Source organism: Streptomyces dangxiongensis (assembly GCF_003675325.1).
In the GTDB taxonomy this organism is placed as follows: domain Bacteria; phylum Actinomycetota; class Actinomycetes; order Streptomycetales; family Streptomycetaceae; genus Streptomyces; species Streptomyces dangxiongensis.
In genome coordinates this window covers 5,463,443-5,482,848 of sequence record NZ_CP033073.1, presented here as the reverse complement: position 1 = coordinate 5,482,848, position 19,406 = coordinate 5,463,443, and the positions used below count along the sequence as shown (strand labels likewise).

18 protein-coding genes and 1 pseudogene are annotated in these 19,406 nt (G+C 69.5%); 10 read left to right on the top strand and 9 right to left on the bottom strand.

The genetic code is table 11. The features are described from left to right. The first annotated feature begins 21 nt into the window (after positions 1-21). Positions 22-675, top strand: a complete 654-nt coding sequence (locus tag D9753_RS24645; protein ID WP_121788981.1) for a JAB domain-containing protein — start codon at positions 22-24, stop codon at positions 673-675. 12 nt (positions 676-687) lie between these two features. Here the strand turns inward: D9753_RS24645 and D9753_RS36675 are convergent, their stop codons facing one another. From D9753_RS36675 to D9753_RS24620, 6 genes are all read right to left on the bottom strand, one after another. Further along, on the bottom strand, positions 688-1,872 hold the full coding sequence (locus D9753_RS36675; protein ID WP_163010779.1) for a restriction endonuclease subunit S: 1,185 nt from the start codon (positions 1,870-1,872) through the stop codon (positions 688-690). Further along, on the bottom strand, positions 1,859-3,376 hold the full coding sequence (locus D9753_RS24640) for a type I restriction-modification system subunit M (protein WP_121788980.1): 1,518 nt from the start codon (positions 3,374-3,376) through the stop codon (positions 1,859-1,861). Before D9753_RS24640 ends, D9753_RS36675 begins: the two co-directional genes overlap by 14 nt. 50 nt (positions 3,377-3,426) lie before the next feature. Then, positions 3,427-4,308, bottom strand: coding sequence for a nucleotidyl transferase AbiEii/AbiGii toxin family protein (locus D9753_RS24635; RefSeq protein WP_121788979.1), 882 nt, complete (start codon positions 4,306-4,308; stop codon positions 3,427-3,429). Then, entirely contained in the window at positions 4,305-4,904 is a 600-nt protein-coding gene (locus D9753_RS24630) for a type IV toxin-antitoxin system AbiEi family antitoxin domain-containing protein (protein ID WP_121788978.1), read from the bottom strand. The genes D9753_RS24635 and D9753_RS24630 overlap by 4 nt, the downstream gene beginning before the upstream one ends. Before the next feature lie 102 nt (positions 4,905-5,006). Then, on the bottom strand, positions 5,007-7,508 hold the full coding sequence (hsdR, locus tag D9753_RS24625; RefSeq protein WP_121788977.1) for an EcoAI/FtnUII family type I restriction enzme subunit R: 2,502 nt from the start codon (positions 7,506-7,508) through the stop codon (positions 5,007-5,009). 95 nt (positions 7,509-7,603) lie between these two features. After that, on the bottom strand, positions 7,604-8,260 hold the full coding sequence (locus tag D9753_RS24620) for a pirin family protein (protein ID WP_121791262.1): 657 nt from the start codon (positions 8,258-8,260) through the stop codon (positions 7,604-7,606). A 74-nt stretch (positions 8,261-8,334) separates the two neighbouring features. Between D9753_RS24620 and D9753_RS24615 the strand changes: the two genes are divergently transcribed. From D9753_RS24615 to D9753_RS24595, 5 genes are all read left to right on the top strand, one after another. Continuing rightward, positions 8,335-9,540 (top strand): PucR family transcriptional regulator, encoded by a 1,206-nt coding sequence (locus D9753_RS24615; RefSeq protein ID WP_121788976.1) that lies wholly within the window; start codon positions 8,335-8,337, stop codon positions 9,538-9,540. A gap of 89 nt (positions 9,541-9,629) precedes the next feature. Further along, positions 9,630-10,556, top strand: a complete 927-nt coding sequence (locus tag D9753_RS24610; protein ID WP_121788975.1) for an ACP S-malonyltransferase — start codon at positions 9,630-9,632, stop codon at positions 10,554-10,556. A 10-nt stretch (positions 10,557-10,566) separates the two neighbouring features. After that, positions 10,567-11,598: a ketoacyl-ACP synthase III gene (locus D9753_RS24605; RefSeq protein ID WP_121788974.1), complete on the top strand. Its 1,032-nt coding sequence runs from the start codon at positions 10,567-10,569 to the stop codon at positions 11,596-11,598. A gap of 81 nt (positions 11,599-11,679) precedes the next feature. Further along, positions 11,680-11,928: an acyl carrier protein gene (locus D9753_RS24600; protein WP_121788973.1), complete on the top strand. Its 249-nt coding sequence runs from the start codon at positions 11,680-11,682 to the stop codon at positions 11,926-11,928. A gap of 85 nt (positions 11,929-12,013) precedes the next feature. Beyond that, a complete protein-coding gene (locus D9753_RS24595; protein WP_121788972.1) occupies positions 12,014-13,300 on the top strand; it encodes a beta-ketoacyl-[acyl-carrier-protein] synthase family protein in 1,287 nt (428 codons plus the stop codon). Positions 13,301-13,367: 67 nt separating this feature from the next. Here D9753_RS24595 and D9753_RS24590 read toward each other — a convergent pair whose 3' ends face one another. Beyond that, on the bottom strand, positions 13,368-13,862 hold the full coding sequence (locus D9753_RS24590; protein WP_121788971.1) for a DUF3145 domain-containing protein: 495 nt from the start codon (positions 13,860-13,862) through the stop codon (positions 13,368-13,370). A gap of 255 nt (positions 13,863-14,117) precedes the next feature. Here D9753_RS24590 and D9753_RS24585 point away from each other — a divergent pair, with 255 nt between their 5' ends. Together D9753_RS24585 and D9753_RS24580 are read left to right on the top strand one after the other, a co-directional pair. Beyond that, the gene (locus D9753_RS24585) at positions 14,118-14,993 is read left to right on the top strand and encodes an SGNH/GDSL hydrolase family protein (protein WP_121788970.1); all 876 of its coding nucleotides are present in this window, start codon (positions 14,118-14,120) and stop codon (positions 14,991-14,993) included. Between the two features lie 14 nt (positions 14,994-15,007). Next, entirely contained in the window at positions 15,008-16,000 is a 993-nt protein-coding gene (locus D9753_RS24580; protein ID WP_121788969.1) for an aldose epimerase family protein, read from the top strand. A gap of 79 nt (positions 16,001-16,079) precedes the next feature. Here D9753_RS24580 and D9753_RS24575 read toward each other — a convergent pair. Then, positions 16,080-16,748, bottom strand: a pseudogene (locus D9753_RS24575) (glycoside hydrolase family 3 C-terminal domain-containing protein); the annotation flags it as partial. A gap of 235 nt (positions 16,749-16,983) precedes the next feature. On the opposite strand from D9753_RS24575, the gene D9753_RS38750 reads away from it, so the two are divergent. Both D9753_RS38750 and D9753_RS24570 read left to right on the top strand, forming a co-directional pair. Continuing rightward, the gene (locus D9753_RS38750) at positions 16,984-17,106 is read left to right on the top strand and encodes a hypothetical protein (RefSeq protein ID WP_276209445.1); all 123 of its coding nucleotides are present in this window, start codon (positions 16,984-16,986) and stop codon (positions 17,104-17,106) included. A gap of 178 nt (positions 17,107-17,284) precedes the next feature. Beyond that, the gene (locus tag D9753_RS24570; RefSeq protein WP_163010778.1) at positions 17,285-18,544 is read left to right on the top strand and encodes a C15 family peptidase; all 1,260 of its coding nucleotides are present in this window, start codon (positions 17,285-17,287) and stop codon (positions 18,542-18,544) included. A 19-nt stretch (positions 18,545-18,563) separates the two neighbouring features. On the opposite strand, the gene D9753_RS24565 is transcribed toward D9753_RS24570, so the two are convergent. Further along, positions 18,564-19,370: an EI24 domain-containing protein gene (locus D9753_RS24565; RefSeq protein ID WP_121788967.1), complete on the bottom strand. Its 807-nt coding sequence runs from the start codon at positions 19,368-19,370 to the stop codon at positions 18,564-18,566. Between the last annotated feature and the right edge of the window lie 36 nt (positions 19,371-19,406).

Below are 19,406 nucleotides of genomic sequence, written 5' to 3'. Positions count from 1 at the left end.
GGGTGCAGGGCCGTGGTAAGGATGCGGGACGTTCCGGCCCGGGACCGGCCGCGCGAACGGCCGTTGGCGCGGAGCGCGGAGGCTTTGTCCGACCGTGAGTTGCTTGGGTTGTTGCTGGGTGCGGGCCTTCCAGGCCAGGATGCGGTGGAACTGGCCGGCCAGTTGATCAACCGGTACGGCGACCTGTACGAACTGTCCCGACTCCCCGCGCATGAGATGGCGGCCGGCCTGCTTGGGATCGGCCCGGCGAAGGCAGCGCGGGTCGCAGCGGCGTTCCAGCTAGGCCGCCGGGTCTCGCCGCCGTCGGCCCGACAACGAGTTCGGGGCTCCGCAGACCTGGCGACGATTGCGGCTCCCCTTCTCCACGGCCTACGGCACGAACGCGTCGTGGTGGTCATCTGCGACGGATCGGGCTCGGTTCTCCGTACGCCCGTCCTCACGGAGGGCGTGACGGACCGCAGCCTGCTGCCGGTCCGGGATGTCCTCGCCCTGGTCCTCGCAGCGGGCGGCACATCCTTCGGCGTGGCCCATAACCACCCCACGGGTTGCACCGACCCCAGCGAGGCCGACCGCCGGGCAACGACCCGCCTGGCGGCGGGGGCTGCGACGGTCGGCCTACGGTTCCTTGACCATGTGGTGGTCACAGACCGGGGGTGGCGGCGCGTACACGAGTGAATCGGAACAAGGCTAAATCCGACCCGAGAAAGCCGCATCGAGCAGGGCAGATCGCAGACATTTCACACTACCAACCTCCTGGATGTGGAGGTCCCGAAACCTAACCCTCTGCTCGTGAATACGGTCTAGCGCCTTCAAAGCCGCCTCCCTCGCCGCCGAGTTGGGTGGGATTGGAATCTCGACGTTCCGTAGGTATTGGGCAGGCACACGTTGCTGACCGGCTGTTCCCGTCATAAACGGTAGTGCGGTGTCACGAAAGCGCCGAGAACGGACAATCCTATGGATCCAACGATTATCGCCCTCAGCATGAGCACGAATTACATGGAATTCGGTAGAACCGAATCCATGAACAGCAAGATCATCCTGGAATATAGCCGACTTCCCGTTCTGCATGCAAGGGGTAATTCTGGCGAACACCACATCCCCGCGCCGGAAGAGCTTATAGCCTGAACCAACGTCTCCGGCGGCCTTATAACTCGCACCGTCAATCTCTCCCTTGAAATCACTCAGTGCAGCCATCGGCACGAATGCGACATTTTCCGTTGCCCCAGGCCTTTCGGTCTTGGGGTTCACCTCAGCGAAGGAATGCATCGGGTCCGATTTCCACCCTCTTGCTAGGCAGTCGTCGAAAACTTGCGCCTCAAGAGCATCCAAGGTTGAGCTCACCAAAGCAGCTCGACCCGAGATCTTTTCATGCAGTCTGATTCGTGTTTCCATGGCCGCGTCTAGCCTGTCAGCAACGCGGCGCTGCTCAGCCATGTCCGGCAGTGGAACGATCGCGCTTTCGAAGTTCCTCGGCGAGACAGTCTGGTTACGGGCCACAGTCCCCGTCGATACTGATTTGATGAGGGATTTTCCCGCATCACTCTGGAAGAAGTAGTTCAGGTAGCGCAGGTCCACTTCTCCAATCGGCCGGTAGCTCAGAAAACGAGCTGAACCTACAAACCCATCCTCTTCCTTGGTTGAAACACCAATCGCCCCCTCCCAGGCCATGATGTTACTCACCACAAGCCGACCAGGGACGACCTCGAAATATTTAAGCTTGCTCAGTTCGCTACCCAAGCAAGGGTCCCGGTGAAAGATTCCATTCCCAAAGGACCTGACACCGATCTGACGATATTCAGCATCCGGATCCACGTCGACGGCGATCCGTTCCAGTTGAAGCACATCTCCGAGACGAACTTCACGCAGCACCATTACTCGCCCCCAGACCCTTGCGCAGCTCCTTCAACAGCCCGAGAATATCCGTCTCCGTCCGCATTAGCTCGTCCACCAACTCTTCCGGCGTCCGGTGCGCAAGCTTGTCACCCACATGCGGGTTGGCGATGTCGAGATTGAAGCCAGAGTCAATAATCTTCGCCGCCGGGACGACCCACGCTTGTTCGCCCACCTTGCGGTCTTTACGCGCCTTGCCACCCCACCAATCCACGCAGGGCTGGAAATCCTCGATCCTCATCGGCTTTGTCTTGGTGTAGCCGCGGCGACCCTCCGGCAACGGAATTTCGTAGAACCAGACCTCTTGCGTCGGTCCGGTCTTCTCAAAGAACAGGATATTAGACTGGATCTGCGTGTAGGGCGCGAAGACGCCCTGCGGGAGGCGGACGATGGTGTGCAGGTGGCAGTCCTTCATTAGCTTCTTCTTGATCTTCGCGCCGATGGAGTTCTCCCCCATCGCGAAGAGACTCCCGTTGGGCAGAACGATCGCGCACCGGCCGCCGAGCTTGAGCTGGTCGAGGATCGAGTAGAGGAAGAGCCAGGCCGTTTCCTGGGTCCGAAAGCCGTCCGGGAACGCCTTGACGACCGTCGCTTCCTCCTCCCCGCCGAAGGGCGGGTTGGTGAGGACCACGTCCACCTTGTCGGCGGCGCTGGAGTTCCGCATCTCCAGCAGCGAGTTGCCGCGCCGCACGTGCGGCGCGTCGATGCCGTGCAGCAGCAGGTTCATCGAGCCCAACAGGTAGGGCAGCGGCTTCTTCTCGATGCCCCGGATGTTCTTGTGCAGCCTCCTGCGCTGGGTGTCCGTCTTGACCTGGCCCTTCAGTTCCTCGTACGCCTGGACCAGGAACCCGCCGGTGCCACTGGCCGGGTCGAGGATCGACTCGTCGAGTTTGAGGAAGGACTGCTGCACCATGAAGCGGTTGACCGGACGCGGAGTGTAGAACTCGCCCGAGTCGCCGGCCGCGTCCCGCATCTCCTTGAGGATCGACTCATACACGAACGCCATGGTGTGGATGTCATCGGTGGAGACGAAGTGGATCTGGTTGACAATGTTGACCAGATCCCGTAGCAGCGTGCCCGACTGCATACGGTTGACGACGTCCTTGAAGATGGTCGAGATGACGTTGCGCGGGTCCTCCGCATCATCGCCGACCAACCCCGCCAGATGCGGAATGAGCTTCTCATTGACGAAGGATTTCAGCTCTTCACCGCTGAAGTCCGGGTCGGTCGCCCAGTCCTCCCAGCGGTACGGCTCCTCGATGGCACGCCTATAACCGTCCGGGTCCAGTGCCTCACCCTCCTGCTCCACGCGCTCGTCGAACGCCTTGAGGAAGAGCAGCCAGGAGAGTTGTGGCAGCCGGTCCAGGTCGCCGTTCATTCCGGCGTCCTTGCGCATCGTGTCTCGCGCGGACTTGATGAGGGACGCGAGGCGGGCCTGGGAGGTACCCGGGAACTTTCCCACCGTTTTCTTCGTGGTCACTGCCATGTGAGCTCAGCCGGTCTCTCTGTTCAGGTCGGGAAGAGGTAGGTGGTTCGTCAACGTGATGCATCGGCGAGGGCCGTCGCCCACAGCCCACGCACCAGCGCGAGTGCCGCGTCCAGCGTCGGCGGGATGCCTGTGGTCAGCTCCTGCGCCAGTTCCGGGTAGCTGTCGCGCCATCGGGGTGGAGGGTCGGGAAGTTCGTCCGGGACGTCGTGGGTGTCCCGGACCGCGAAGACGTGACGTACGGCAGTGACCAGCGCCGCGTCCCCCGGCAGACCGTCCTCGGCCAGCAGGACGAGGTCCGCCAAATCCTTGACGCGAGTATTGGGCCGGTCGCCGTAGTCGCGGGTGAAAGCGTGCAGCTTCTCCGCGAAGTGCTGGCGGCGGTCCACGGCCTCTATGGTCCGCTGCGGAGTGCCAGCGAAGGCGAGGGCGTTGGGGAGCGGAAGGCGCTCGGTCCGGGCGATCTCCTCACCCCGGTCCACCACGTCCACACGGACGCCCGCGAAGAGCTTCCCTGCGAGGTGGGCCTCAACGGAGAACCGCCAGCCGCCCCGCCCTGCCGTGTCCGCGGTCAGCGAGACGGGCGCACCGACACGGAAGCGGAACCAGTCCCCGTCGAGGTCGGCGGACAGGGCTTCGATAAGCAGCTCCCGGACCTCGTCACCATCGGTGTCCGAGCCGTCCTCGGGCCGTAGCGCCAGGTCCAGGTCCTTGGTGGTGCGGGCGCGGCCGGTCAGCCGGAACTCCATCGCCGCACCGCCCTTGAGGATCCAGCCGCCGGCCGGATCCTCCGCGAGACGCGCCGCCATGCGGTCGAAGACGACAAGGCGACGGCGGCGGCTCAGGTCGGTACCGGATGCGTCCGCGTCCTGCTTAAGCCGTGCCTCCAGCGCTCGGCGCAGGTCCGAGGCGTCGCGGTAGCGGCCGGTCACGACAGCGCTCCCAGAGCCCGCTCCACACCCAGTTCGGCACCGGCGCCCAGCAGCTGTGCCGCATGCAACAGTTTCCGGCGGGTCACGATCCCCTGCTCCAGCGCCTCCGCCACAGCACCGTCGATCACGTCCTGATCGTCACCGTCCGCCGCACACTCGGCGATCGCGCGCGACGGCACCGTCACCCGGTATCCCGCCCTGCCCTCGATGTCCGAGTCCGCCAGCTCCGCACGGTGCAGAGTCACAGCATCCGACTTCTGCCGGAAGCCACGCGGCACGGTGAGATGGACACGGGACGGGTTGGCCGTACCGAGGTCATGAACGGCGAGGGCGGTGGCGTGCGAGACGACCGCCCGCCCCTTGCTCCACAGCGACCAGCGCACCAGCTGCTCGTCACCCTCGCCCGGAAGATCGCTGAACTCCCGGAACCGGTAGAGAGCACGGTCGATCACCAGCCAGTTGCCGTGCTGGGCGTGATAACGCTGGGCCTGGTACGAGTACCCGGCTTCCAATGCCTGCGCGGCGGTGAAGTAGCCGCGCTGTCCGGCGGCGGTCCGCCAGAGCGTTGCGCGGCTGTCCGTACGGTCTCTGAGCACCGGGCCACCCTAGCAGTATCACGTTAATCAAAGACAACTTTAGTTCCATGATGTGAGCCAACATAGAACTAAAGTGCTTTTGTCGTTTTCCGAGCGCATCGCCTACACGGCCGACAGAAGCCGGGCGGCCAGCTGGTCTATGGCTTCGTGCGCCTCGCGGGGACCGCCGAACCGCCGGGTCAGGTCCACCACACGGCCCATCGAGTCGAAGGGCGGCACCTTGAGTGTGTCCACCTTCAGCTGCGGGGATCCCGACTCGGCGAACTTCACCAGCATCGCCTCCAGCACCTCACGGGCCTGCTCCCCAAAGGAGTCCAGGAACTCTCCGTGCTCCCGACGGAACCAGGTCAGCCGCTCGTCCCGGCTCACCACGGCGAGCCCCTCCCAAGCCGCGCTGACCAGCAGGTCCACCGGATCCACGTCGGGCTTGCCCAATTCCTCGGGCAGTTCCTCCACGTCGATGTCGGCCTCCCGAAGGGCTTCCATCAGGACGGCACGGCTCTTGGCCCGTGCCCACCGGGTACGCAACTGCGCCGGGTCCAGGTCCAGTTCGAGCACCTGGTTGTGCACCCACTGCTCGACGCTCACCAGCCGCATGGTTACGCCGTCGTCAGCGAGCTGATAACGCCGCTCGCCCAACTTGTAGACGTCCACACCACGCACCTCGTAGCGCTTGCCGCGCGCCTGGATGCGATCGACCTCGTCCGGGTCGGTGACCGTGTCGCCGTCACCTTCGTACACGTCGAACGAGCCGCCGTCCTGCTGCTCGTACTCCGCCTGCGGCTCTGTGACCGACTCCCCGTCGCCGTCATCCGCCTCCTCGGCCGGCGGGGTGATGTCCTCGACGTCCACCAGCTCGCCCTGCTCGTCGGCCGTCTCCCGGAGGAGCTTCAGCGGCGGCCCGTCAAACGCGTTGTCCTCGAAGAGACGGGTTGCCTCCACGAAGTCGATGATGTCGAACGACTCCTTGCCGATCTCCGGGCACAGCCGCGTACCGCGCCCGATGACCTGCTTGAACTCCGGCATGGAGGCCATCCGCCGGAACAACACCACATTGCGCACCGCAGGCAGATCCACACCCGTGGACAGCAGCTTCGACGTCACCGCGATGACCGGCTGGCTTGAGTCCGCCTTCCGGAACTCCTCCAGGGACTCGGCCCAATCAGACACGTCAGCGCTGGTGATCCGCTTGACGAAGTCCGGAAGGACGGCGACTTCCTCGGAGGCGATGTTGTGCAAAGCGGTGCGCATCCGCCCCGCGTGTCCGTTGTTCTCGCAGAACACGAGCGTCTTTCCCAGCCGTCCGTCCTCTGCGTTCTTGCGGAGGTGGTCCATGAGGTACTGCGCCGCCGTCTCGGTACGTTCGAGAATCACCATGACCCGCTCGAACTCCTTGGGTCCGTATAGGTCGTCGGGGATCTCCCGGCCGTAGACGTCCTTCTTGCCCGGCTCGGGTCGGTAGCCTTCCACGTCCACGTTCAGCCGGACCCTGCGCACCCGGTAGGGCGAGAGGAAACCGTCTTCGATGCCGTCCCGGAGCGAGTACGTGTAGACGGGGTTGCCGAAGTAATCGAAGGTGTCGGTCTTCTTGCCGCTGTCTCTGATCGGCGTGGCGGTCAGCCCGATCTGCACAGCGGGCGAGAAGTGCTCCAGCACCTTGCGCCACCGCGAGTCGCTGCTCGCGCTGCCCCGGTGACACTCGTCGACGATGACGAGGTCGAAATAGTCCGGCGGATACTCCCTGAAGAGCTCGGTCTGCGCCTCCCCCTGCTCCAGAGACTGATAGAGCGCGAAGTAGATCTTCCGACCACGCTTGGCCTCACCGCCGCCGATCTTGTGGACGTCGTCCTCGCCGAACACCGGTAGGAAGTAACGGTCCTTGGGGTCATCGACCAGCATGTTGCGGTCCGCGAGGTAGAGGACTCGGGGCTTGCGCCCACCGAACGCTCCCGGGGCCTTGGAGAGCCGGGCCACCAACTGGAGGGCGAGCATGGTCTTACCCGTACCGGTGGCTAGTACGAGCAGGATGCGGCGCTCGTCACGGGCAAGCGCCGCGAGTGCTCGGGTGATGGCGACCCGCTGGTAGTAGCGCGGACGCTTCACCGAGTTGTCGGTGTTCCGGAGGGTGTAGTCGTACGGAGCCGACATGAGCTCCTCACCCGCCGCGGTACCGCTGACCCCCTGATCGCGCAGGAAGCGCCCCCACAGATCGCCGGGCGAAGGGAACCGGTCGACAGACTGGATGACGGGCTTGTTCCCGCTGAAGTCGATCTCCACGATGTTGCGGCCGTTGGTGGCGTACGCGAAGGACAGACCCAGCTTGCGCGCGTAACGGCGCGCCTGCTCCACCCCGTTCTCCTCGCTGATGCGGTAGCGCTTGGCCTCCACCACCGCGATCGGCACGTCGGGGATGTACTCGAGCACATAGTCGGCGGCCAGCGCCGCCCCCCGCTTGTGGCGCCTGCGCGTCGGCACCAACCGGCCGTCGTTGATCCGGTACTGCGGACGGATCTGCTTCTCGCTCCACCCCGCTGCCCGCAGGGCAGGAAGGACGAACCGCTTGCACGTCTCGTCCTCGTTCATCTTGTATGCGTCGATCCCCATGAAGACAGGTGTACTTCATGCCTCTGACAACGGTGCCCGAACGGTGGAATCGACCACGGGTCAGGCCAGCTGCGCGGCCTCACTGCCGTGTCCTTTCACCTGGCTGCCATCTCCCACAGCAGCAGCTCCGCCGCCGTGACCGCCCTCGCCTCCAGGCCCGCCGCGTCCGTGACCCGGGCCGCGTCGCCCGCTCCCAGCTCCTCGCCGTCCAGCCGCACATCACCGCGCACCACGTGCACGTACACGAACGCCGCGTCCGGCACCGCGGTCCGCTCCCCCGGTGCCAGGCGCCGTACGTGCAGCATCGCGCCCGCGGCCGGGACCGCGTAAGGGGTGGAGCCGGCGATGCCCGTGACGGTCCGGTACGCGGGCTCGCCGCCCGTCTCCCGGGGAACCAGCCACATCTGGAGGAAGACCAGCGGGACGGTGCCGTCGTTGCGCTCGACGTGCCGCACACCCGTCGCCGCGCTGAGGTGCTGGACGTCCCCGGGGCGGACGGTCGTCCCGTGGCCCGTGGAGTCGCGGTGGGTCAGTTCGCCCTCGATCACCCAGGTGACGATCTCGGTGTGGCTGTGCGGGTGTTCGCCGAAGCCGGCGCCGGGGGCGAGCCGTTCCTCGTTGCAGGCGATCAGCACGCCGAAGCGGAGGTTGTCCGGGTCGTAGTGCGGGCCGAAGGAGAAGGCGTGGCGGGAGTCGGTCCCCGCCTCCGGGTCCCCTCCGCGGTAGCGCTCAGCGGCGCGCCGGACGTCCATCACGGGCACCACCGTAGACCCCGTCCCGGACCCGGCGACGCAGGGGCCCGTCCCGATAAGGCAGTCTTGTCCCCGTGCCCGAACCCGAAACCCACCGCAGCGATCCCGCAGTACACGCCGTCCACGCGCACGCCGCGACCCTGAGGCGACTGGAGAAGTCCTCCGGAAGTCTCGCCGCGCAGGCCATCGCGCGGATGGACGAGACCCTGCCGTGGTACCGGGCCATGCCCCCCGAGAACCGCTCCTGGATCGGGCTCGTCGCCCAGGCGGGCATCGCGGCCTTCACCGAGTGGTTCCGGCGCCCGGACGCGCCCCAGGCGATCTCCACGGACGTCTTCGGGACCGCGCCGCGCGAGCTGACCCGGGCCATCACGCTGCGGCAGACCGTGGAGATGGTGCGCACCACGATCGAGGTGATGGAGAGCGCTATCGACGAGGTGGCGGCGCCCGGCGACGAACGGGTGCTGCGCGAGGCGCTCCTCGTGTACGCCCGCGAGATCGCCTTCGCCACCGCCCAGGTGTACGCCCAGGCCGCCGAGGCACGGGGTGCCTGGGACGCGCGCCTGGAGTCCCTGGTGGTGAACGCCGTGCTCAGCGGGGAGGCCGACGAGGGGGCCGTCAGCCGGGCCGCCGCGCTGGGCTGGAACTCCCCCGAGCATGTGTGCGTGGTGCTCGGGACCGCCCCGGACGGGGACAGCGAGCTGACCGTCGAGGCGATCCGGCGGGCCGCCCGGCACGCCAAGCTCCAGGTGCTCACCGGGGTGCTCGGGGACCGGCTCGTCGTCGTGGCCGGCGGCAGCCCCAACCCGCTCGCGGTCGCCAAGTCGCTGATCGGGCCGTACGCGGCCGGGCCGGTGGTCGCCGGACCCGTCGTACCCGACCTGCTGGCCGCCACCCGGTCCGCGCAGGCCGCCGCCGCCGGACTGAAGGCCTGTTCCGCCTGGCAGGACGCGCCGCGGCCGGTGCTCGCGGACGATCTGCTGCCGGAGCGGGCCATGGCGGGTGATCCCAGCGCCCGTGAGCAGTTGGTGGAGGAGATCTACAGACCGCTGGAGGAGGCGGGCTCGGCCCTCCTGGAAACCCTGAGTGTCTACCTGGAGCAGGCGAGCAGCCTGGAAGGCGCGGCGAGAATGCTCTTCGTTCACCCGAACACCGTGCGCTACCGGCTCCGACGTGTGACAGACGTCACCGGTTGGTCGCCCTCGGATGTACGATCCGCCTTCACACTGCGGATCGCGCTCATCCTGGGGCGTCTGGCCGACGGTGATACTCAGGCATAGGGTTTTGTGGAGGCCCCACAAAACCCCTCCATGTTCTTCGTCCTTGTCCTCACGGGCGGCCGCGCCCGTCCCCAAGAGAGAGTGTGAGAGTGCTCGTACTCGTCGCTCCCGGCCAGGGTGCCCAGACGCCCGGCTTCCTGACCCCCTGGCTCGACCTCCCCGGTGCCGCGGACCGCGTCGCCGCGTGGTCGGACGCCCTCGGACTGGACCTGGTCCACTACGGCACCCAGGCCGACGCCGACGCCATCCGGGACACCGCGGTGGCCCAGCCGTTGCTGGTGGCAGCCGGCCTGCTGTCCGCCGCGGCACTGGGTGACATGTCCGAGATCGCGCCGGGCGCGGTCGCGGGTCACAGCGTCGGTGAGATCACCGCCGCCGTCTTCGCCGGGGTCCTCGACGACACGGCCGCCCTCGGTCTCGTCCGCACGCGGGGTCTGGCGATGGCCGACGCCGCCGCGGTCACCAAGACCGGCATGGCGGCGCTGCTGGGCGGCGACCCGGAGGTCACCCTCCCGCACCTGGAGAAGCTGGGGTTGACCCCCGCGAACATCAACGGCGCGGGCCAGATCGTCGCCGCCGGCACGCTGGAGCAGCTCGCCGCGCTGGCCGAGGACAAGCCCGAGGGCGTCCGCAAGGTCGTCCCGCTGAAGGTCGCCGGCGCCTTCCACACGCGTCACATGGCGCCCGCGGTCGAGACGCTGGCCAAGGCGGCGGCGGACCTCACGCCCGCCGACCCGCGGGTCGCCTACGTCTCCAACAAGGACGGACGGACCGTCGCCACCGGTGCCGAGGTGCTGGAGCGGCTGGTCGGCCAGGTCGCCAACCCCGTGCGCTGGGACCTGTGCATGGAGACCTTCAAGGAACTCGGCGTCACCGCGCTGATCGAGGTGTGCCCGGGCGGCACGCTGACCGGCCTGGCCAAGCGCGCGCTGCCCGGCGTGCCGACGCTGGCACTGAAGACCCCCGACGATCTCGACGCGGCCCGCGCTCTCCTCGCAGAGCACGCCGGCGTCTAAGGAGCCGTACATGGCGAAGATCAAGCCCAGCAAGGGCGCCCCGTACGCGCGCATTCTCGGTGTCGGCGGCTACCGTCCGACCCGGGTCGTGCCCAACGAGGTGATCCTCGAGAAGATCGACTCGTCGGATGAGTGGATCCGTTCGCGCTCCGGTATCGAGACCCGGCACTGGGCGGGACCCGACGAGACCGTGGCCACGATGGCGGTCGAGGCCTCCGGCAAGGCGATCGCGGACGCGGGCATCGACGCCGAGCGGATCGGCGCGGTGGTCGTCTCCACCGTCTCGCACTTCAGCCAGACCCCGGCCGTCGCCACCGAGATCGCCGACCGGCTGGGCACGAACAAGGCCGCCGCCTTCGACATCTCGGCCGGCTGTGCGGGCTTCGGCTACGGCCTGACGCTCGCCAAGGGCATGGTGGTGGAAGGTTCCGCCGACCACGTCCTCGTCATCGGCGTCGAGCGGCTGAGCGACCTGACCGACCTGGAGGACCGGGCCACCGCGTTCCTCTTCGGCGACGGCGCCGGTGCGGTCGTCGTCGGCCCCTCCGAGGAGCCGGCTATCGGCCCGACCGTGTGGGGTTCCGAGGGCGACAAGTCCGAGACGATCCGGCAGACCGTCTCGTGGGACCGGTTCCGGCTCGGTGACCTGTCCGCGCTGCCGCTCGACAGCGACGGCAACATCAAGTTCCCTGCGATCACGCAGGAGGGCCAGGCGGTGTTCCGCTGGGCCGTGTTCGAGATGGCGAAGGTCGCCCAGCAGGCGCTGGACGCGGCCGGAATCACCCCGGACGAACTGGACGTCTTCATCCCGCACCAGGCCAATGTGCGGATCATCGACTCGATGGTGAAGACGCTGAAACTGCCGGAGCACGTCACGGTCGCCCGTGACATCCGCACCACCGGCAACACCTCGGCCGCCTCGATCCCGCTCGCGATGGAGCGGCTCCTGGCGACCGGTGAGGCGAAGAGCGGTGACACCGCGCTCGTCATCGGATTCGGGGCGGGTCTCGTGTACGCCGCCACGGTCGTTACCCTCCCCTAGGCACTCCGTGCCGGACCATGCGGTCCGGAACGGGGACAACTGCCACAAACCGTCTGGAACATCGAAGAAGGAGCGCCTGACATGGCCGCCACTCAGGAAGAGATCGTCGCCGGTCTCGCCGAGATCGTGAACGAGATCGCCGGGATCCCCACCGAGGACGTCCAGAGGGACAAGTCCTTCACCGACGACCTGGACGTGGACTCGCTGTCCATGGTCGAGGTCGTCGTCGCCGCCGAGGAGCGCTTCGACGTGAAGATCCCGGACGAGGACGTCAAGAACCTCAGGACCGTCGGCGACGCCACCGACTACATCCTCAAGCACCAGGCCTGAGCAACCGCGCAGGCACCAGGCTGCTAGGCCCCGCCACCCGGCGGTGGCGCCGTCGAATCCCGTATCCGTTGGAGAAAGAATTCCCGTGAGCCCGACCAATCGCACCGTGGTCGTCACCGGTATCGGCGCAACCACACCGCTGGGTGGCGACGCAGCCTCGACCTGGGAGGCCCTCCTCGCCGGCACGTCCGGTGTCCGCCTTCTGGAGGAGGACTGGGCGGCCCAGCTCCCCGTCCGGATCGCCGCGCGGATCGCCGTCGAGCCGGGCGAGATCCTTCCCCGCCCGCAGGCCCGCAAGTTGGACCGGTCCGCGCAGTTCGCGCTGATCGCCGCTCAGGAGGCATGGAAGGACGCCGGTTTCACCGCCAGGGCCGGTGCTGTGACATCAGACGCTTCGGCGTCGGGCGCGTCCGTGAACCCCGACCGCCTCGGTGCGGTCATCGCCTCCGGCATCGGCGGTGTGACGACCCTCCTGGACCAGTACGACGTGCTCCGGGACAAGGGCGTCCGCCGTGTCTCCCCGCACACCGTGCCCATGCTGATGCCCAACTCCCCGGCGGCCAACGTCGGGATCGAGCTGGGTGCCCGCGCCGGTGTGCACACCCCGGTCTCGGCCTGCGCCTCGGGCGCGGAGGCCATCGGGTACGCGATCGAGATGATCCGCACCGGGCGTGCGGACGTGGTCGTGGCCGGTGGCACCGAGGCCGCCATCCACCCGCTTCCCATCGCCGCGTTCGGCAACATGATGGCGATGTCCAAGAACAACGACGACCCCACGGGCGCGTCGCGGCCGTACGACGCGGGCCGTGACGGCTTCGTGCTCGGCGAGGGCGCCGGTGTGATCGTCCTGGAGTCCGAGGAGCACGCGAAGGCCCGCGGCGCCCGGATCTACGTCGAGGCGGTCGGCCAGGGCATCTCCGCCGACAGCCACCACATCACGCAGCCGGAGCCGTCCGGCAACGGCATCGCGCACGCGCTGCACAACCTGCTGGACAACACGGATCTGAAGCCGGCCGAGATCGTGCACGTCAACGCGCACGCCACGTCGACCCCGCAGGGCGACGTCGCCGAGATCAAGGCACTGCGGAAGGTGTTCGGCGACGACGTCGACCACATGGCGGTCTCCGCGACCAAGTCGATGACCGGTCATCTGCTGGGCGGGGCCGGCGGTGTCGAGACCGTCGCGTCGATCCTGGCGCTGGTGAACCGTACGGCTCCGCCGACCATCAACGTGGACGACCTCGACCCCGAGGTCAACGCCGACGTGGTGACCGGTGCCCCGCGGGCGCTGCCCGAGGGCCGGATCGCCGTGCTGAACGACTCGTTCGGGTTCGGCGGGCACAACGTGGTCCTGGCGTTCAGGACCGTCTGAGCACACACATGACGAGGGGCCCTCACCGGCGGTGAGGGCCCCTCGTCATGTCCGGCGCCCGCCGGACTCACACCACCTGGTGCAACCAGCGCACCGGCGCGCCCTCTCCCGCGTAGCGGAACGGCTCCAGTTCGTCGTCCCACGGCTTGCCCAACAGCCGGGACAGCTCCCCCTCCAGGTCCGTCTCGCCGCTCCGGCTGCGTTGCAGGGCCGCGCGGAGCCGGTCCTCGGGGATGAGGATGTCGCCGTGGATACCGGTGACGGCGTGGAAGATGCCGAGGCCGGGGGTGCAGCTATAGCGCTCGCCCTCGGCGGTGGGGCAGGGCTCGGCGGTGACCTCGAAGCGCAGCAGGCGCCAGCCGCGCAGCGCGGAGGCGAGCTTGGAGGCGGTGCCGGCCTCGCCCCGCCAGGAGAACTCCGAGCGCCAGGTGCCGGGGGCCGCGGGCTGCCGGATCCAGTCGAGGCTGACGCGCGCGCCGAGCACCCCGGCGACGGCCCACTCGACGTGCGGGCACAGCGCGCGCGGCGCGGAGTGCACGTACAGAACTCCACGTGTCGTCACCGGAACCTCCGGGCAGAGCGGGACATCTTGCGGACTGGCTGGGCGGCTGTGGCACGACGGCCGCGTTGATGGCGAGGCTACCTTGCGACGGGGCAAGGAGTGTGACGTACCGTCGGTCCCGCTGCCAGGAAAACGCCGCCATTCACCCAGGGGGACGCTTGTGCGGGGGTGTGCCGTTCCCGGGGGGAGCCGGCCGGGAACCCCCGCACGTTGTCAGGGCAGGAGGCCGACCGTCGAGCGAGGGGAACACCAGGGATGCGGAAGCGAAGCCGCCGGGTGCGGGCCGTGCTCGTCGCCGTGGCGGCCGTCATGCTGGGCGCCGCCGGATGTGACGGCGCGGGGCCGGCCGCCCCGGAGGGCACGAAGCACGCGGCCCGGCCCCCGGTGTGGGACCGCAGCCCGGAGTCGATCGCCGCGGTGGGTGACTCCATCACGCGCGGTTTCGACGCGTGCGCGGTGCTGTCGGACTGCCCGGAGGTGTCGTGGGCGACGGGCGGTGACGCCCGGGTGGACAGTCTGGCGGTGCGGCTGCTGGGCGTGCCGGGGGCGGCGGAGCGGAGCTGGAACTACGCGGTGACCGGCGCCCGTATGGCGGACCTGCCCGGCCAGATGGAGCAGGCGGCGCGGCGCGGCCCGCAACTGGTGACGGTCATGGCCGGCGCGAACGACGCCTGCCGGTCGTCGGCGTCGGCGATGACGCCGGTGGCCGCCTTCCGCGCGGACTTCGAGAGGGCGATGCGCACCCTGCGTACGGCGCTGCCGCGGACACAGGTGTACGTGGCCAGCGTGCCGAACCTGAAGCGGCTGTGGTCCGAGGGCCGGACGAACCCGCTGGGCAAGCAGGTGTGGAAGCTCGGCATCTGCCCGTCGATGCTGGCCGACGCGGACGATCTGACCGGCTCGGCGATGGTGCGCCGGGACAGCGTGCAGCAGCGGGTGGTGGCGTACAACGCGGTGCTGAAGGACGTCTGCGCCCGGGACCGGCGCTGCCGGTTCGACGGGAACGCGGTCTACGACTACCGCTTCGGCACGGATCAGCTCAGTCACTGGGACTGGTTCCACCCCAGCACGGACGGCCAGGCGCGGCTGGCCGAGATCGCCTACGGAAGGATCACGGCGCGACAGCCGTGACCTAGGGTTTCCACATGAACGAACTTTTCGGCACACTTCCCGACGGCACGCCGGTGCACCGCTGGACGCTGGAGCGCGCCGGGGTCCGGGTCCGGGTGCTGTCCTACGGCGGGATCGTGCAGTCGGTGGAGGTCCCGGACGAGGCCCGACGGATGACGGACGTGGTGCTGGGATTCCCGTCCCTCGACGGCTATCTGGAGCATCCGGAACCGTATCTGGGCGCCGTGATCGGCCGGTACGCCAACCGGATCGCGGGCGGCCGGTTCCCGCTGGACGGCCGGACGTACGCCCTGACGCCGAACGAGGGCACCAACTCGCTGCACGGCGGCGCGCGGGGCTTCGACAAGCGGGTCTGGGACGTGACACCGGTCGGGCACGGGGTGCGCCTGAGCCGGGTGAGCCCGCACGGCGAGGAGGGCTTCCCGGGCCGGCTGGAGGTCGCGGTGACGTACACGCTGACGGACACGGGCGCGCTGCGCATCGCGTACGAGGCGGTCACCGACGCGCCGACCGTCGTCAGCCTGACGAACCACACGTACTGGAACCTGAGCGGCTCCGGCCACGCGGGCGGACACGAGCTGCGGCTGGCCGCGTCCCGGTACACGCCGGTGGACGCGGACCTCATCCCCACCGGTGCGCTGGAGGACGTGACCGGCTCCCGCCTCGACTTCCGCACGGCCCGGGCGGTGGGCACCGGCTACGACCACAACCTCGTGCTGGACAAGGGGGTGAGCGAGGCGGCCGAGGAGGTGGCCGAGCTGTACGACCCCGTGACCGGCCGCGTCCTGACGGTGGCGACGACCGAGCCGGGCGTCCAGCTCTACACCGCCGACCACCTCTCCGCCCCGTTCACCCCCGGCGCCGCGATCGCCCTGGAGACCCAGCACTTCCCGGACTCCCCCAACCACCCGTCCTTCCCCACCACGACCCTGCGACCGGGCGCCCCCTTGCGCTCCGAGACGGTGTACGGGTTCGGGGTACGGGGGCGGGGCGGGGCCGGCGACTGACGTTGCCCCGGTCCAGGGGTCAGGTCCCGGACCGGGGCTGTTCTTGGGGAGCCCCGCTGGGTGGGGGACTTGTCCTGGATCAGACGTTAATCGGTGCGGTGAGCCTTTGGTCGGCGATCGAGCGTCCGGCGGCGATCTCGTACGAACCCTTCACACACGCCCACGCCTTCGCCGTCTCGTCCCAGACCTCGAAGGCGCGGCGCGGGAGTTCGACGGTCACCTCGGTGCTCTCGCCGGGGGCGGCCTCGGCGGCGGCGAAAGCGGCCAGCCGGCGTGCGGGGCGTTCGGGGCCGGGGCCGGCCGGGGCGACGTAGATCTGGACGACCTCGCGGCCGGGGCGCTCGCCGGTGTGGCGCAGGCGGACGCGGACGGTGGTGCCGTCGACGTCCAGGGACTCGTAGGCCCAGTCGGTGTGGCCGAGGCCGTGGCCGAAGGGGTAGGACGGGGTGCGGCCGGCCTTCTCCCAGGCGGCGTAGCCGATGAACACGCCCTCTTCGTAGCGGAGTTCGCCGTCGGTCGGGACGACCTGGGTGACCAGGGCGTCGGCGAGGGAGCCCGAGGTGGTGGGCAGCCGGCCGCCGGGCTCGTGGGCGCCGGTGAGGACGTCGGCGAGGGCGGCGCCGCCCTCCTGGCCGGGGAACCAGCCGAGCAGGACGGCGGCGACCTCGTCCCGCCAGGGCAGTTCCACCGGGGAGCCCGCGTTCACGACGACGGTGTTCGGGTTGGCGGCTGCGACCGCGCGGACCACGCCTCGCGGGCCTGGTCGGCCGGGGTGGGCTGGGCTCCCGCCATCGCGGTTCCTCCTCGTCGGGGTCCGTGCAGGTGCCTCCATCGTGCATCCGGGGAGGTGATCGCCGAGCGCGGTCACCGGGATGCGAGCCTGTCCGCGGCGGCCGAGCGGGCGGGGCTGACCCGGCAGGCCTGCCGCACTGCTTCGGCACCGAGGACGCCCTGCCGGTGGCCGTGCTCCGGGAGCGCGACCGGTGGGACGCGGTGCCGGACACCCCCTGGCGGACGGACCTGCCGGCCTGCTGGACCCGGAGCCGGTCGAGGTGCCGGGCGCGTTCCGCGACTTCCCGCGGCTGCAGGGCGGACCGGCGGCCTGAGCGGGCGGGCCCTCGCGCGGCCGTCCTGCCTCAGCCGGCGGCGCCCATGTCCGACTACGGTCGACGCCGCCCGCGTTCGGGCCAGGTTCGTGGCATGGCGCGGGTGACTCCCGTCGCGTCATACTGCCGCCGTCCACCGCATCACGCGCCCCACAGCGACGGAAGGACCCGAACTCCCTTGACGTGCATATCCCTTCGTCTCGGCGTCATCGGCCTGGCTCTGCTCACCGGCCTGTCCGCCCCCGCCACCGCGGCCTCCGCAGGACCGGCGGCCCCGTCCCCCACCGTCGAGGAGCAACGGCTCGACCGGGCCGTACCGCGGGAGATCCTGCGACGCTCCGGGTTCGACGGGGTGGCGCCCGGTCTCCGCGACGGGCTGGAGCGCGTGCACTCCTACGCGCAGGCCCGCCGACTCGTCGGACGGGAGGGGACCGCGCTGTGGCGGCGGGCCGTGGCGCGGGCGCAGGGGCGGGGGCCGGCGGGGGGCGACCTGAGCCGGGACGACGACCGGCCGCTGTACTGGGCACGGCTGGGGATGAGCCGGGAACTGCGCGTGTGGGAGCCCGGGTTCGAGTTGACCGGCGGGCAACGGGGGGCGCTGCTGAACGAGTTGGAGCGGACCTCGCGCGGACAGACCGGCATCCGCTACCCCGGGGCGAAGCACCTGCGGCGCGTGCTGCTCACCGGCTTCGACCCCTTCACGCTCGACCGGGACATCCGCATCTCCAACCCGTCCGGGGCGAGCGCGCTCGCGCTGGACGGCACGGTGATCGAGACGGACCGGGGGCCGGCGCGCGTCGAGACCGCCGTGTTCCCGGTGCGCTGGCAGGACTTCGCCGAGGGCACGGTGGAGCGCGCCCTGCGGCCGTACCTGCCGGAGGTGGACCTGTTCACGACCGTGAGCCAGGGCCGCGTCGGCCGGTTCGACGTCGAGCGCACCAACGGCGCCTGGCGGGGCGGCTTCCCGGACAACGACAGCGTCTCGCGGACGGAGACCGTCCCGGTCGCCGACCCGGCCTCGCAGCCGCAGTGGACGAGCACGACCCTGCCGTACGCCGCAATGGTGGCCGCCCGGACAGGACGCTTCCCCGTCTACGACCACACCGAGGTGACCGAGATCCCGGCCGGGGGAGACAACCCCGTCGTACGGCCGGACGGGCCGACCCCCGGCTCCACCGCCCGCGCCGGGGGCGGCGGCGACTACCTCTCCAACGAGATCGCCTACCGGGTCACGCTGCTGCGGGACCGGCTCGGGCTGCACGACACCGTGCCCGGCGGCCATGTGCACACGCCCGTCCTGACCTTCGGCACCGGCAACACCGACCCGGCGACGGGTGCGGTGACCGACCCGGAGTTCGTACACAACCGGCTGGACATCATCGCTCAGGTGCGGTCCATCGTGACGGTCGCGGTCGGCGCCCCGGCGGCACACGGCTGACGCGCCGGGGCCACCGAGGTCACTGGGGGACGTCCTCCCTGTCCGGCTGGGCGGCGGAGGCCGCGGAGTCGCCGGCGGCGCTCTCCTCACCCAGCAGGTCGCGGGCGAGGAACGTGGCGCCGGCCACCGCGCCCGGCATCAGGAACACCGCGACGAACGGAACCAGGAAGGCCAGGCCCAGAGGGGTGCCGAAGCCCCAGACCAGCGTCTTGCGGGAGCGGAGCAGGGCGAGGCGGGCGCGCAGGTCGACGCCCCGGCGCTGGAGCGCCACGGCGGCGAGTTCCTCGGTGAGGAAGAAACCGGTGACGAAGAAGCCGAGCACGGGGACGACCGCCTGCCCGACGAACGGCAGGAAACCGAGGGCGAAGAGCAGCACGCCCCACAGGGCGGCGCGGACCAGGACGCGCAGGCTGTCACGGGCGGAGATCCACAGCTCGCGCCAGAGCGGAAGGTCGGAGCGGGGCGCGGTGCCGTCGGGCGAGACGTCGGCGTCGGCCTTCTCCGAGAGGTTCTCGTAGAAGGGCTGGCCGACCAGCAGGGTGACGGCCGTGAACGTCAGCACGGCCAGCAGCAGGCCGAGGGCGAACAGGACGGCGGTCAGAAAGCCGCGGAACAGGCCCTGCCAGGGGCTGGACCAGTCGTCCGCGAACGGGGTCGCCCAGGTGACGGCGCTCTCGCCCCACACGGCGAGCGCGACCAGCGCTGCGGCGTACAGCACCAGCGTGATCAGTCCGGGCAGCAACCCGAAGCCGTACTGCCGCCCGTGCCGGGCCACCCACCGCTGGCCCTTCAGCAGATAACCGAAACCCACCCCGAGATCGCGCATGCCCAGGACTTTACTGGCTCGGCACGCGGGGCGGAT